The sequence below is a fragment of the Alkalimonas sp. NCh-2 genome (genome assembly GCF_039631345.1).
GTDB lineage: Bacteria > Pseudomonadota > Gammaproteobacteria > Enterobacterales > Alteromonadaceae > Alkalimonas > Alkalimonas mucilaginosa.
The window spans coordinates 213,471-228,427 of record NZ_JBDIUV010000007.1 but is presented as its reverse complement, the minus strand read 5'-3'; the positions used below and the strand labels follow the sequence as shown (position 1 = coordinate 228,427).

The window sequence follows — 14,957 nt, the reverse complement described above, 5'->3', positions numbered from 1 at the left end:
CAAAACAATTCTAAAGACTTCTGCTGCAAAAGTAAGCTACTTTTTGGTATTTTTATTCATTCTGCCTCAGCCATTGTTGTCAGCAGGCCGGCTATATCCTGACTCAACTGCTGCCAGCCCAATGCCATTGCCTCAACCAGGGCAGGATAACCGTCGTTAGCCAAGGGTTGGCGAATTAGAAAAGGTTGCCGTGCACTATGCTGCGGCCCGGATAAGCGGTACTCCCCACTTAACAGCGCATAGCCATCGGCGGTGCCCACCATCCGATCTAACCGGATATGCAATTGCATAGCGGTTTTATTGGTTTGCGGTTGCAGCTGCCAACCACTGCCTGATGCATCCAGGTTCAACGCCAGATGACGACTCAGTTGCGTGGCGAGATCATCCGCCCACAGATGCTGCCTGGCGACGGTAAGCTCGGTCGCACTGTGCTGAAAGGCAATACCCCTTTGCTGCAGAAAAGGAGCCAGTTGGATACTTTGCAACACCAGAGTACGCCCACTGGATGACTGGGGAGCTGAATGCTCAGGCAACGTCTCAGGATAAGGAAACTGGTAATACTGTGTGTGTACCGCGTGCTGTGAGCACGCCATTAGCAACAATAAACATCCACCGTACAACACGGTTCTCATGGCCGGGCTCTCCTTGGTTCGGGATCAGCTTCAGGCGTGGCCTGAAAAATAAGGGCATTGCTGCGCTGGTTTAAGGTATGCAGCAAGGGCTGTAAATCCCGCTGCAACTGCTCGAATTGCTGTAAATTACTGTTTAGCCGCTGATGCGTCTGAGACTCTGGCCCAAAAGACTGCAGCAGTTGCTCCAATTGCTGCAGGCTGTGGTTTAATTGCTCTGGCACCTGCTGCATCGCAGGTTGCGCCAGGTAAGCTTCCAGTTGCAGCATCACCTGCTGCATTTCAGCCATGGCTGTCGTGGCCTGGGCCAGGGTACGGGTCCCCTCTTCCAGCAAGGGTTCAACCGGCAACTGAATCATCTTCTCCAGCGCCATCAACACTTTCTGTTCAATGTTACTAAGGCCTCCCCGCGCCGTAGGTAATACGGCATAACCAGCATAATCCATTGCTTGCCAACTGATGTCCGGTTCATCCATCATATCCAAATCAATGTACAAACCACCGGTCAACAGGCTACTGGTTTTCAGGATGGCTCTTAACCCTTGCTCTGCCCCACGGGCTAATTGCTGCTTTACCTGTTCGGTACTGATGTTTTCGTACAAGCGCCCTGTTTCAATGCGGATCAACACAGGTATTCCCTGATCAAAGGAGGTTTCCAGCGGGTGCGCCATGGAAAAGAAAAATGGCACACTAACCACAGTCCCAACCCGGACTCCACGGTACTCTACCGGTGCGCCAGCTTTTAACCCCCGGACAGACTCTTCAAAAAACAACAGATACTCAACATACTGACTGTACATCCCATCATGCATGCTGTTTTTATTCGGAAACAAGGCAAATTCGGTCTCAGAAGGTACCGGCTCTCCGGCCGGCCATCCCTCAAGGACATCAAAGCTGACGCCACCACTGATCAGACTGGCAATGGACGCAACGTCCACCCGGACGCCATCCGGTGTCAACTCAAAGCTGACACCACTGGCTTGCCAAAAGCGAACATTTTCAGTAACCAGCGAATCATAGGGTGCCCGGATAAACAGCTGATACAGCATGTGCCTGTCGTGCATATCAAACGAACTGTGCTCGACGGTGCCCACCTCATAACCACGATACAAAACCGGATCACCTACCGATAACACTCCGGTGTCTTCACTTCGTAGTCGAATACGAATGCCAGCGGCCTCTGCAGAAGCTACAGGCGGTGTTTCCAATAAATTGTGATGCAGGACAATGCGATCAGAATCGCCGGGTTGCAGCTCAATATAGGCTCCGGATAACAAGGTAGTAAGCCCGGTGATACCAGAGCGGCTGACTTGAGGCCGCACTACCCAAAACTGAGTTTCAGCATTGAGCAAAGGGGCTGTATCCGGCCGCATCCGGACTTTCATTTCGACTTGTTTCAAATCCGCGGTTAAGGCCACCGACACCACCTGCCCGACATCAACGCTGCGGCTTTTTACCGGCGTTTTACCTGCAACAATACCTTCTGCATGCGGCGCAATCAACGTCACTACAGGCCCCTGATTTTGATAACTGTAATACAGCATCCAAATGCCAATGCCTATAGCTGCCAGAGGTACTATCCAAATAGGGGACCATTGCCGTATCGGCTGAATGCTGGCCTCACGTTGTGCCTGTGTTGTCACGAAGTATGCTCCGTCATTGAGTTTGGCTGTTCAGTAGTTGCTGGCGCTTGCCCTGTCGGGCTATCCCACAGTAAACGGGGGTCAAAACTCAGGGCTGCCAGCATGGTAATAATGACCACGGCAGCAAAGGTTACCGCAGCAGGCCCCGGGTACACGCTCATTAATAAATCAAAGCGAACCAAAGCCGCTAAAATAGCCACTACCAGCACATCCACCATCGACCAGCGGCCTATCCAATCTACCCAACGAAACACCCAGGTAGATAACCGTTGCCGGTAGCTTTGTGGTTGCATCACAAGATAGCATAACCCGTAGAGCACCAGAATTTTCAACACAGGAATCACCACACTGGCCAGAGCAATAATCACTGCAACCGGGTAAGCGCCATCCTGCCACAGTAAACGAATACCACTTAAGATCGTGGACTGCGTTTCCTGGCCCATGGATACCGTTACCATAATGGGATAAATATTGGCTGGCAAATACAAAATGGCAGCCGTGGTAGTAAGCGCCAGGGTTTTCTGAATACTGGCAGGAATGCGACGATGCACCCTGTCACCACAGCGACTGCAATGCGACAGGTTGAAAGGAACCAAAGCCGTACAACAGGCACAAACTTTAAGGTGCTGGCTAAAACCAGTGCATCCAGGCTGAGCTTGAAACATCGGCTTGGGGTTAGGAGAAATACGCGACCACATTTCGCGGCGATCAATCACCTGAAAAGTACGCAAATGCAACAGGCAGAATAAACAGAATGCCCAGAAACTAAGCCCTAGTGCTAAATCGCCATGACTGGCTAATTTAACAAAGCTCACCAGCAAGCCAATCAGAAAAATATCTACCATGCTCCAGGGTTTGAGCATAAAGAGCACCCTGGCCACCCACATCCGGGCAGGTAAGGGCCATATCATACCCAGCTTCAGATAAATCACCGCTGTCATACAAAAAGCCGGAATGGCCTGAATAAACAACCAAACCAGCACCGCCAATGCCGGATGATGCACAGCAAACAGCACCGAGGAAGTATCCAGAAAGCTCATCTGCTGCTGACTACCTGCAGCGTGCATGCTAATAAATGGAAATAAATTGGCCAGCACCAGCATAAACAACGCACTACTGGCAAACAGTACCGGTCTGATAACAGGTTGGGGGTGACGGCTATCCAGCAGATGACCACACTGACTGCAATGCGCTTCTTCGCCCGGCTGTAGCTCAGGCAAATGCTGTAGCAGATCACAGTAACGGCAGAGCACCAACTCGCCTTCAACATCTGGCTGTTCCAGCTCGCCTTGCGCGGTAAGATGATAGTGCTTGCTTGCCATAGCCTTGGGATCCTTTGCTTAGAAAAGATCTAATAGCATGCAGCTAGTAAGGATGCAAATAAGACGCGCATGGCTAAAACGACAAAACCCGCTTCGGCTTACACCTTAGCGGGTTTCTTCGTATATGGCGGACGCGGGAGGATTCGAACCTCCGACCGCTCGGTTCGTAGCCGAGTACTCTATCCAGCTGAGCTACGCGTCCTAAAAATCTTTGTTACTGCACACAGTCTAAATTGAATGGCGGACGCGGGAGGATTCGAACCTCCGACCGCTCGGTTCGTAGCCGAGTACTCTATCCAGCTGAGCTACGCGTCCAATTCAATTTAAATGGCGGAGAAAGAGGGATTCGAACCCTCGATAGAGTTTCCCCTATACACCCTTAGCAGGGGTGCGCCTTCAGCCACTCGGCCATTTCTCCGCGCTGTGTTGCGGCGTGTATATTAAAGTCTCAGGAAAATAAGTCAAACAATTTTTCTGCCAGGTCAGTTTGTTTGCCGACCTTTTAAGCAATCTGCGGTTTTTACTGGCAATTAGGCATCGCAGCCAGCAATACCGCCGGGCACCACCTTAAGCGTTGCCTTCGTCTTCAGGCGACTTTTCAGCCTGGATCCGCATGTAGATCTCTTCACGGTGAACGGATACTTCTTTTGGTGCATTCACGCCAATACGTACCTGATTTCCTTTGACACCCAAAACTGTAACGGTGACTTCATCACCAATCATCAGCGTTTCACCAACCCGTCGTGTAAGAATAAGCATTCGTTTGCTCCTATTTCCTTGTTTTCGGTCCAGTTCAGATACTGGCATCCTGAAAAAGTGCTCTATCATAACTCAGCTATCAACTGAAAGAAAAGCAACCAATCCGTTTTCCCAATGCAATTTCAACAACATCAGACTGAACGGTTTAGCCATCTCAAATCAGTGTAGCAAAGATGATACAGCAGTGATGAAAAAAACATACTGCCAACCTCTTTCTATTTACATAGTAGCGGCCGGCAGCTTTGGATCAATCCGCTAGACGGTTAATTGCTGCTCCAGATAGCCAACGGCCTGCTGCAGTACCTTTGGTAAGGCGGCGGTATCGGAGCCACCAGCTTGCGCCATATCTGGCCGGCCCCCGCCTTTGCCTCCGAGTTGTTCAGCAGCCCAGCCCACCAACTTTCCGGCATGCACCTTGGTTGTCAAATCCTGAGTTACGCCAGCAATCAGACTGATTTTGCCATCATTAACCGTCGCCAGCAGCAGGACCCCTGAACCCAGCTTGTTTTTTAGCTCATCCAGCATGGTACGCAAGGCTTTTGCTTCCACCTGGGGTAGCTCGGTAATCAGTACTTTGTTGCCAGCGATCAGCTGCACCTGATCCAGCAATGAAGCCCCGGCATGACTGGCTAGCTTTTGTTTCAGTTGTTCGATGTCTTTCTCCAATTGGCGGCTACGCTCCAGGCTTTGCTGCACACGCTCTGCAATCGAAAAGAGATCACCTTTCACAGCACTGGCCACACCTTGTGCCTGCTGCTCCAACTGATGAAGCCAGGATAACGCCTGCATACCGGTCACCGCTTCAATACGACGAACACCGGCTGCAATCCCCCCCTCCGAAACAATTTTAAACAAGCCAATATCACCGGTTTTTTGCACATGGGTACCGCCACACAACTCAACGGAGAATGGGCTCATGGTCAGCACCCTGACATCGTCATCGTACTTTTCGCCAAACAATGCCATAGCACCAGCCGCTTTCGCCGCTTCCAGACTCATCAGCTCGGTCTGCACCGGATGATTGGCCTGAATGTGTTGATTCACCAACACTTCCACGGCTTGCAACTGAGCAGCGCTGATGGCTTCGTAGTGAGAAAAGTCAAAACGAAAACGATCCGGGCCAACCAGGGAGCCTTTTTGCGTAACATGGTCTCCCAGCACCGAACGCAAGGCCGCATGCACCAGGTGAGTTGCCGAGTGATTCTGCCGAATGGCCTGACGACGCGCTTCATCAATCTGAGCTTGTACCGTTGCCCCAACCGCCAGTTGCCCTTTCAGCTTCCCTTTATGGGCGTGCGCTTTCGCCAGTTTAATGGTATCAGTTACACTAAACACACTGCCATCGGCCAGGGTTAAGCTGCCGGTATCCCCTATCTGGCCGCCGGACTCGGCATAAAATGGTGTTTGATCCAGAATAATCAGCGCTTCCTCACCATCATCCAACTGCTGGCAAGCCTGGCCATCACGAAGGATTTCCAGCACTTTGGCGTTACCATGATCCTGCTGATAGCCTGTAAAGTCAGTAACTTGCTTACTACTAAGCTGGGCATTGTAATCCATACCAAACTGACTGGCTTGCTGGGCACGCTGCCGCTGCTGAGCCATTTCGGCATCAAAGCCAGCCTGATCGACGGTATACCCTTGTTCGCGCGCCACATCGTTGGTTAAGTCGACCGGAAAACCATAGGTGTCGTACAACTTAAACACCAGGTCACCGGGCAATACCTTCGTATCCAGCTGCTGCAACGCCTCCTGCAACATGGTTAGACCGCGCTGCAAGGTTTTACCAAACTGCTCTTCTTCAATCCGCAGTAACTTCTCAATCACAGCTTGCTTGGCTGCAAGTTCCGGATAAGCCTCTCCCATCTGAGCAACCAGTGCCGGCACCAGCTTATGGAAAAAAGCCCCCTCTGCACCCAGTTGATGGCCATGCCGAACAGCCCGGCGAATAATACGGCGCAACACATAACCGCGGCCTTCATTGGATGGCTGCACGCCGTCTACCATCAAAAATGCACAGCTGCGAATATGATCGGCAATTACCCGCAATGATTTATTGCTTAAATCTTTGGTGCCGGTGACCTCAGCGGCGGCAGCAATCAAAGCCTGAAACATATCGATTTCGTAATTGCTGTGTACGCCTTGCATAATGGCAGCAATCCGCTCCAGCCCCATGCCGGTATCCACGCTGGGCTTCGGCAAGGGTTCCATCCGGCCATCCGCATGGCGGTTAAACTGCATAAAGACGATGTTCCAGATTTCAATAAAGCGATCGCCATCCTCTTCAGGGCTGCCTGGAGGCCCACCCCAGATCTGTTCACCATGATCGTAAAACACTTCGGTACAAGGGCCGCATGGGCCGGTATCCCCCATGGCCCAGAAGTTATCAGATGCGTATGGTTCGCCTTTATTGTCACCAATGCGAATTACTTTTTCTGCCGGCAGGCCAATCTGCTTGGTCCAGATATCAAAGGCTTCGTCATCGCTGGCGTAGACAGTGACCAACAGCTTGTCCGCCGGCAGCGCCAATTCTTTGGTTAAAAACTCCCAGGCGTAGGCAATTGCTTCTTGCTTGAAATAATCACCAAAGCTGAAGTTACCCAGCATCTCAAAAAAAGTATGGTGACGGGCGGTATAACCGACATTTTCCAAATCGTTGTGCTTACCGCCTGCTCGCACACAACGCTGCGATGAGGTTGCCCGGCTGTATGAGCGTGGATCCTGGCCCAGAAAGACATCCTTAAAGGGTACCATGCCAGCGTTGGTAAACAGTAAGGTGGCATCATTGCCGGGGATCAGGGAAGCGCTCGGAACAATGTGGTGTCCTTTGCTGGCAAAGTAATCCAGAAAAGCAGTCCGGATTGCGGACGATGTCATGCTCATGATGGTTTCCTAACTTCGGTTGTATGTGAGTACAGCGCTGCAGTCTTCCGGGTAAAAACCCCGTTGCTGCAGATAACGCAGCCGCTTTGCACGCTCATTGACACTGGTAATGGCGGTGTCGCCATATTTTTTCAAGTAAATGCGCTGCGCCAGAGCCGACCAATCAAGCTCGATTTGAGCCAGTTGCTGCTGCAACAAAGCAACGGCAATGCCATGACGCCTGCACTCCTGCTGGATATACAGAGGCCCATAGCCTTTGCCAATCCGCGAACGCAACAACATATCGACAAAGCGGGCATCACTTTGATAATTTTCAGCCTGGCACCATGATATCACCTGCTGAACCAGCTGGTCATCTTCTGTCTTAGCCTGTAAACGCTGTTGCAACTGCTGCGCACTGAACTCACGTCGCGCCAGCAGCTGTAAAGCTGCTTTTTTCAACTCACTTAAGCGCATGGCTCAGACTTCCAAAACACCTGAATCCTGGTTGCCATTTTGATCCGTTGGATCAGCGCTGCCCGGATCAACGTTAAAGATGTCCTGAAACGAAATAAAAAATGCAATACTAAGTAGCGGCAGCACCAGGAACATACCAAGCAGCATAGTCGGTACAGTTGCCAGGCAAAGCGCCAGTCCGATAGCTCCAAACAACAGCAGTGGTATCAGGTTGCGCCAGCACGCAACCAAACTTGCCATTAACGCAGGAAGCAGTCGCTTGTCCGGTAAAAAATACAAAATAGCGACCGCATAACTGAACATCATCCAGATCATGGCCGTGCAAAAAACAAACAACAATACCTGGCTAAATACCAACTGCTCGGCGGCCAACTGCTGCATGACATGTTCGCCCAATAAACTAAGGGGGATAGCCAAGAGTAAATTGAGTGCCGCCAGTTGTAAAAACAGCGGCCGAAACTGCACCTGCTGCAAGGGCCGAAACAACCAGCTAAAACTGGCAGTCTTTCCCCGTTGCACAGCAACAATGGCACTATAAAGCCCTGCCGTGATAAAGGGATTTAAAAACAATGTCACTATAAATAAGACAGGATTCATCGAACCCAGCAAATTTAGCAGCAACATAAAAGAGAGTAATTGGATCCAAAGCCAGGGAGCCATAGTAAACAGCTGCCAGGCCTGCTTTATCCAGTACAAAGCAGATAAAACAGGACGACGACGAATCAATTCAAACACGGAACCGGAATGCTGCACAAACTCCCCTCACCAGTCATATAGCCTGCAAAATTAAAGTGAACCTGTCATGGCTGGTATCATACTGGAAAAAGCCAACAACGTCAGGGGCTGGTATAGAAAAAGCAGAGTTAAGGATGATTGGGGGCAAGCAGCTGGTACTGGTTCACTGAGCCAAAAAATTCCAACTGCATACGATGATAGTCTGGCTGTGCAAACAACTGCTGCAATGCCTTATCAAAATCTTGCTGCAAAGTTTGCTCACGAAAAGCGGCTCTATAGTCGCTGGGTGGAAATAGCGTATGCAGTTGAATAGGCTGAGAATCGTCACTCACACGCCGAAAGTAATGGAAGATATTGATATCCATCACAGCAGCGTCAATACGCCCTGCAAGTAACAAATCGACCTGCGTTTTCTGATTGGTCGTTTCCTGATAGCGGCTGGAGCTATGCGCCATATCGCCAAACTCATCTCCCAACACAGTTTTGGCACTTTGAAAAGCCACCACATTCAACCGTTGCATATCCTGCGGGTGTTGAATCACCAACTCTTTTTCACGCAAAGAAATCACTGCATTTTGATAGCGCACATAGGGAAGGCTGTAAAATAATTCAGTCGGCTGCTCAGCGTAACGCTGCAAAGTAGCGACATCACCATGACCTTGTTCCAGCAAGTAACGAATACGGGCATTGGGCACATGCAAAAAGACTGCATCAAAACCCATGCGTTTACTAACCTCTCGTAACAACTCCAGTTCAAAACCGGTACTGTCTTGTAACTGGATATAAGGTGGCTTATCCATTCCTACCAAAATCGTCAGGGTACGTTCAGCATAAGCGGGTACACTTAAGAATAATACGGTCAATCCAAGCAGTAGTCGCATCGATGTCACTCTGTGGCCAGCGATGTTATTAGTATAGTCAGAAATTGTATTTAAAGGCATTGCGACTTATCTTTAAATATGACAGCTGCCACTTGTTGGAGGTCTATTGTGCATGCGTAACATCTTCACTTTGAGCCTGATGCTGTGGTGCTTGTCACTGCAGGCGCACAGCTGCCAACTTCGAATGGGTGCAGACAGTTACTTTCCTCCCCACCTGGAGCCGACTCAGACCGGCTGGCAGGGTTTATCCATTGATCTTATTCAAGCACTGGCCAGCGAAGCCGGTTGTGAATTAAGTATTTTGCAATCCCCCTGGCGCCGCTCATTGCAGTTAACTGCACAAGGGCAATTGGATTTGATCAGTCACCTTTCATTCTCTGAGGAAAGAAAGCAGAACTTTATTTTTATTGGACCCCATCATATTGAGCGCGTTGTGTTACTGGGAAACCCGGAGGAGTTACCTGCCATTGAACACCTTACAGAGTTGGCTGCTTGGCCTGAGGAGCTCGTAATCGCCGTGTTAAACGGCGCTTACTACGGTGAAGAGTTTCACCGACTGATAGACCAAGATGGGTTTGGGCCTACTTTGGTAGAGATCCGCAGCCACGAAGATAAGTTAGGGCTGCTGGATTCTGGCCGAGTAGATGCAGTCCTGGAAGATCAAAGCACGCTGTTTTACTGGCAACAAAGCGGACTGATGACCGACAAACCTTACCAGCAACTCCTGATCATTTACGAAAACCCGGTGTATTTCGGTTTTAGCCGGGTCAGTATCTCCGAAGAACAAACCAGGCAGCTGGATGCTGCCTGGCTTCGGCTTTATCATCAAGGACGATTGCAACAAATCAGAGCCAGTTACCTGCCTGGTCTCCCTCTACCGGCTCCTGCCGCTATTTTTTGATGCTTTCCTTAATCGTTTAGATTAGGTGCAAGCCATACCTCAGCTTCAGGTTCGCTCCAGCCTTTACGTGCTGCATAGTCAACCAGTTGATCACGGCCAATTTTACTAACCGCAAAGTACTTGCTGTCCGGATGAGCCAGATACCAGCCGCTGACCGCAGCACCTGGCCACATAGCATAGCTTTCAGTCAGCTGCATGCCGGTTTGGGCCTCCACATCCAGCAGCTGCCACAAAGTACCCTTCTCCGTATGCTCAGGGCATGCCGGGTAACCTGGTGCCGGCCGGATGCCCTGGTACAACTCTCGAATCAACTGTTCATTTTCCAGTTGCTCATCGGCCGCATAGCCCCAATACTCACGGCGGATCTTCAGGTGCAGAAACTCCGCCAGCGCTTCAGCCAGCCGATCGGCCAATGCTTTGACCAGAATGCTGTTGTAATCATCGTGCGCTGCGGCAAATTCTGCGGCAAACTCATCAGCGCCAAAGCCAGTACTCACCGCAAAAGCCCCGATGTAATCAGCCACACCGCTACTGACCGGCGCAATGAAATCACTCAGACAACTGTTGGGGATCTGATTACGCAACTGCAACTGCTGACGCAACTGATGCAGACGACACCTTTCGTTGCTGCGGCTCTCATCGGTGTAAACAATAATATCGTCGCCGTCGCTGTTAGCAGGAAACAGGCCAAACACAGCTTTGCCCTGAATGCGCTTGCTGCCAATCATCTGATCCAGCATAGCATTGGCATCAGCCAGTAACTTGCGTGCCTCAAGACCAACTTCCGGGTGATTTAAAATGGCCGGGTATTTGCCCGACAGCTGCCAGGTCATAAAGAATGGTGTCCAGTCGATGTAATCACGCAGCTGCTGCAAATCCACATCGGTCCACAGGTGCACACCCGGTTGTTTCGGAGCTGACGCTACCCTGGTTAGATCCAGCTGAAACTTATTGGCCCGAGCCTCAGCTAAACTCAGCATCTTCTGACCCGGACGGCTGCGCTGATGCTGCTCACGAACCGTGATGTATTCCTGCTTAGTTCGCGCCAGATAATCGGCTTTGCTACTTTGGCTGATCAAAGACTGCACTACCGAGACACTGCGCGAAGCATTCGGTACATAGACCACCCCATGCTGATAGTGCGGTTCTATCTTCACCGCGGTGTGTACCTTGGAAGTAGTAGCGCCGCCAATCAACAGTGGTAGTTCAAAACCAAGCCGTGTCATTTCTTTCGCCACATGCACCATTTCATCCAGTGATGGGGTGATTAAGCCTGACAAGCCAATCACATCGACATTTTCATCTTTGGCCACCTGCAGCAACTTAGCGCAAGGCACCATCACGCCCAAATCAATGACTTCGAAGTTGTTGCACTGCAGTACCACGCCGACAATGTTTTTGCCAATGTCGTGCACATCACCTTTGACCGTGGCCAGCAAAATTTTACCCTGGGCCTGACCACCGGACTTTTCCGCCTCGATATAAGGCTGCAAATAAGCCACCGCTTTTTTCATCACCCGGGCAGATTTCACCACCTGCGGTAGGAACATTTTGCCCTCACCAAACAAGTCGCCCACCACATTCATGCCATCCATCAACGGGCCTTCAATCACATGCAGTGGTTTTTCCGCCTGCTGGCGGGCTTGTTCGGTATCCTGTTCAATGTAATCGGTAATCCCTTTAACCAGCGCATGCTCCAGCCGTTTGTTTACCGGCAGGCTGCGCCAGGCATCGTCCTGCTTTTCTGCCACGCTGCCATCACCTTTAAATTCAGGTGCAATCTCAAGCAAACGCTCGGTGGCATCCTCGCGCCGGTTTAAGATGACATCTTCCACCCGCTCGCGAAGCAGCTCTGGGATATCGTCGTATACCGCCAACTGACCAGCATTGACGATGCCCATATCCATGCCAGCGGCGATAGCATGGTACAAAAACACCGAATGCATGGCTTCACGCACCGGATCATTACCCCGAAACGAGAACGAAATATTGGACACACCGCCGGAGATCTTGGCATAGGGGCACAAGCGTTTGATATCGCGGCAGGCCTCAATAAAATCCACGGCATAATTGTTGTGCTCTTCAATGCCGGTCGCTACCGCAAAAATATTGGGATCAAAGATAATGTCTTCCGGTGGGAAGCCCACGCTCTCCACCAGCAAACGATAAGCGCGCTGACAAATTTCGACTTTCCGCGCTTTGGTATCGGCCTGGCCCACTTCATCAAAGGCCATCACCACAGCGGCTGCGCCATAGCGCCGAATACGTCTGGCTTGTTCTAAAAAGGGGGCTTCGCCTTCTTTTAAGGATATGGAGTTTACAATGGCCTTGCCCTGAATGCATTTTAGCGCCGCTTCGATCACCTCCCACTTGGAGGAATCAACCATGATCGGTACCCGGGCAATGTCCGGCTCACCAGCCAGCAAATTGAGGTAACGCACCATGGCCGCCTTGCTGTCGAGCATGGCTTCATCCATATTGATATCGATGATCTGAGCACCGTTCTCAACCTGCTGCTTGGCCACTTCGAGCGCGGTTTCATAATCACCATTTAAAATCAGCTTTTTAAAACGTGCTGAACCAGTGACATTGGTGCGCTCACCGATATTGATAAATCGTGCCTGTTGTTGCATTACCACTCCGGTGAAAAAGCTTCCAGGCCAGCCAGATTAAACTGATGGCTGGCAGGTTTCGGTTGACGCGGCGACACGCCAGCGACCGCTGCAGCGATGGTACGAATGTGCTCTGGCGTGGTACCGCAGCAACCACCGACAATATTGACAAAGCCTTGCTTGGCCCAATCGGCAATTTCTGCCGCCATTTCGTCAGCACCCAAGTCATACTCGCCAAATTCATTTGGTAAACCAGCATTTGGGTGTACCGAGACAAAAGCTTCCGATACAGTAGAAAGGGCCTCGACATAAGGTCGCAATAAATCAGGCCCCAGCGCACAGTTTAGGCCAAAACAGACTGGTTTCACATGCGCCAGCGAATGGTAGAAGGCTTCTGTGGTCTGGCCCGACAGCGTCCGACCGGATGCATCAGTGATGGTGCCGGAGATCATCACCGGCAGCTCAAAGCCAAGCTCGTCAAAGACCTCCAACACAGCAAAGGCTGCTGCTTTGGCGTTTAAGGTATCGAAAATAGTCTCCAGCATAATGATGTCGGCACCACCTTCAATAAGGGCATGAGTCGACTCTTTGTAAGCTGTAACCAGCTCATCAAAGCTGACATTACGAAAACCAGCATCATTTACATCCGGTGAAATCGACGCAGTACGGTTGGTTGGCCCCAAAACGCCTGCAACATAGCGCGGCCGCCCTGGGGTCTGCGCGCTGATTTCGTCACAGGCTTCACGGGCCAGTCGGGCAGCTTCACGGTTAATGCGGGCCGAGAGTGCCTCCATCTGATAATCGGCCATAGCGATGGTGGTGGCATTAAAGCTGTTGGTTTCGACAATATCAGCTCCAGCTTGAAGATACTGACGATGAATCGCGCGAATAATGTCCGGCTGAGTCAGTACTAACAGGTCATTGTTGCCTTTTAAATCTGTCGGCCAGTCAGCAAACTCACTGCCACGGTAATCAGCTTCTTGCAGTTGATGGGCCTGGATCATAGTCCCCATGGCACCATCCAGGATCAGGATCCGCTGCGCTAACACGGTACGCAGCTGCTCAGAGGTCAATCGTGCTTTGCTCATGAAACCTCACCTCTGGCCAATGGCTCCCAGATCAAAAGGGGTGGCCTGATAGACATAATAGTTTAACCAGTTACTGAATAACAAAAAGGCATGGCTTTGCCATAATTTTAAAGGCGGCTGGCTGGGATCATCCTGCGGAAAATAGTGTTCTGGGATCTTCGGGTTCAACCCGGCGGCCAGATCACGTTGGTATTCATCGGCCAAGGTATTCACATCGTACTCCGGATGGCCGGTGACAAAGACCCGGCTGCCACTGCTGTTCTGCAATAAGTAAGGACCCGTTACATCGGATTCGGCCAGAATGTGCAAGTCATCATGCTGCGAAAAACGCTGCTTGGGGACCTGGGCATAACGGGAATGCGGCACCTGAAAGGCGTCATCAAAGCCACGCACCAGCGGACACAGCGGCTGCTTTAACTGCTGGGCATAGACACCGGATAACTTGTCACCACGAATTTCACGCTGCAAACCATAATAATGATACAGAGCAGCATGTGCAGCCCAACACAAAAACAAAGTGGAGGTCACATGACTGTCGGCCCAGCTTAAGATCCCTTCCAACTGATCCCAGTAGGTGACATCTTCATAATCAACTAAACCAAGCGGTGCGCCAGTGATTATCAAGCCATCGTATTTTTGATCCGCGACCTGAGAAAAATAACGGTAGAAACAGTTTAAATGGCTTTCCGGCGTATGTTTGCTGACATGATCGTCCAGCCGCAGCAGCTCCACATCCACCTGCAAAGGCGAGTTTGCCAACAAGCGTAACAGCTGAATTTCAGTGGTAATTTTATTGGGCATCAGATTTAAGATGGCGATACGCTGCGGCCGGATATCCTGGCTGGCTGCCCGGCTTTCGGTCATGACAAACACATTTTCTGCAGACAAAGCCCCTACTGCAGGCAGTTGATCGACAACTTTAATTGGCATAACGACTCCACACCCACTGAAAACAATGAGTGGAGTGTGCGTAAAAAACCGGGAAAAGTCAACTTCTAAACGTATAGACGTCCAAAACTGGTGGTTTGCGGTATTGCGGCTGAAGCCC

At 50.8% G+C, this 14,957-nt stretch carries 12 protein-coding genes and 3 tRNA genes; 1 reads left to right on the top strand and 14 read right to left on the bottom strand.

Features of this window, described 5'->3' with window-relative positions:
- Positions 1-56 precede the first annotated feature (56 nt).
- The 11 genes from ABC502_RS16825 to ABC502_RS16775 all read right to left on the bottom strand — a co-directional run bounded on the left by ABC502_RS16825 (position 57) and on the right by ABC502_RS16775 (position 9,308).
- Entirely contained in the window at positions 57-632 is a 576-nt protein-coding gene (locus ABC502_RS16825) for an ABC-type transport auxiliary lipoprotein family protein (RefSeq protein WP_345916721.1), read from the bottom strand.
- On the bottom strand, positions 629-2,272 hold the full coding sequence (gene pqiB, locus ABC502_RS16820) for an intermembrane transport protein PqiB (RefSeq protein ID WP_330088631.1): 1,644 nt from the start codon (positions 2,270-2,272) through the stop codon (positions 629-631). Before pqiB ends, ABC502_RS16825 begins: the two co-directional genes overlap by 4 nt.
- The gene (locus ABC502_RS16815) at positions 2,269-3,594 is read right to left on the bottom strand and encodes a PqiA/YebS family transporter subunit (protein WP_345916720.1); all 1,326 of its coding nucleotides are present in this window, start codon (positions 3,592-3,594) and stop codon (positions 2,269-2,271) included. Before ABC502_RS16815 ends, pqiB begins: the two co-directional genes overlap by 4 nt.
- A gap of 125 nt (positions 3,595-3,719) precedes the next feature.
- A tRNA-Arg gene (locus ABC502_RS16810) sits at positions 3,720-3,796 on the bottom strand.
- A 36-nt stretch (positions 3,797-3,832) separates the two neighbouring features.
- Positions 3,833-3,909 (bottom strand) — tRNA-Arg (locus tag ABC502_RS16805).
- A gap of 13 nt (positions 3,910-3,922) precedes the next feature.
- Positions 3,923-4,012 (bottom strand) — tRNA-Ser (locus ABC502_RS16800).
- A 149-nt stretch (positions 4,013-4,161) separates the two neighbouring features.
- Positions 4,162-4,353, bottom strand: coding sequence for a carbon storage regulator CsrA (gene csrA / locus ABC502_RS16795; RefSeq protein ID WP_330088629.1), 192 nt, complete (start codon positions 4,351-4,353; stop codon positions 4,162-4,164).
- Between the two features lie 255 nt (positions 4,354-4,608).
- The gene (gene alaS / locus ABC502_RS16790; RefSeq protein WP_345916719.1) at positions 4,609-7,236 is read right to left on the bottom strand and encodes an alanine--tRNA ligase; all 2,628 of its coding nucleotides are present in this window, start codon (positions 7,234-7,236) and stop codon (positions 4,609-4,611) included.
- Between the two features lie 9 nt (positions 7,237-7,245).
- Positions 7,246-7,692, bottom strand: coding sequence for a regulatory protein RecX (locus ABC502_RS16785; RefSeq protein WP_345916718.1), 447 nt, complete (start codon positions 7,690-7,692; stop codon positions 7,246-7,248).
- 3 nt (positions 7,693-7,695) lie between these two features.
- On the bottom strand, positions 7,696-8,445 hold the full coding sequence (locus ABC502_RS16780) for a hypothetical protein (protein WP_345916717.1): 750 nt from the start codon (positions 8,443-8,445) through the stop codon (positions 7,696-7,698).
- 110 nt (positions 8,446-8,555) lie between these two features.
- Positions 8,556-9,308, bottom strand: a complete 753-nt coding sequence (locus ABC502_RS16775; RefSeq protein ID WP_345916716.1) for a transporter substrate-binding domain-containing protein — start codon at positions 9,306-9,308, stop codon at positions 8,556-8,558.
- Positions 9,309-9,420: 112 nt separating this feature from the next.
- On the opposite strand from ABC502_RS16775, the gene ABC502_RS16770 reads away from it, so the two are divergent.
- Complete coding sequence (locus ABC502_RS16770) at positions 9,421-10,209, top strand: transporter substrate-binding domain-containing protein (protein ID WP_345916715.1); 789 nt, start codon at positions 9,421-9,423, stop codon at positions 10,207-10,209.
- 8 nt (positions 10,210-10,217) lie between these two features.
- Here the strand turns inward: ABC502_RS16770 and metH are convergent, their stop codons facing one another.
- Genes metH through metA form a run of 3 tightly spaced genes read right to left on the bottom strand, consistent with a single transcriptional unit; the run spans position 10,218 to position 14,839 of the window.
- Positions 10,218-12,842 carry a methionine synthase gene (gene metH / locus ABC502_RS16765; protein ID WP_345916714.1) on the bottom strand — a complete coding sequence of 875 codons (2,625 nt, stop codon included), beginning with the start codon at positions 12,840-12,842 and terminating at the stop codon, positions 10,218-10,220.
- Positions 12,842-13,909, bottom strand: a complete 1,068-nt coding sequence (locus ABC502_RS16760) for a homocysteine S-methyltransferase family protein (RefSeq protein ID WP_345916713.1) — start codon at positions 13,907-13,909, stop codon at positions 12,842-12,844. The genes metH and ABC502_RS16760 overlap by 1 nt, the downstream gene beginning before the upstream one ends.
- Positions 13,910-13,915: 6 nt before the next feature.
- Positions 13,916-14,839, bottom strand: a complete 924-nt coding sequence (metA, locus tag ABC502_RS16755) for a homoserine O-succinyltransferase (RefSeq protein WP_330088621.1) — start codon at positions 14,837-14,839, stop codon at positions 13,916-13,918.
- Between the last annotated feature and the right edge of the window lie 118 nt (positions 14,840-14,957).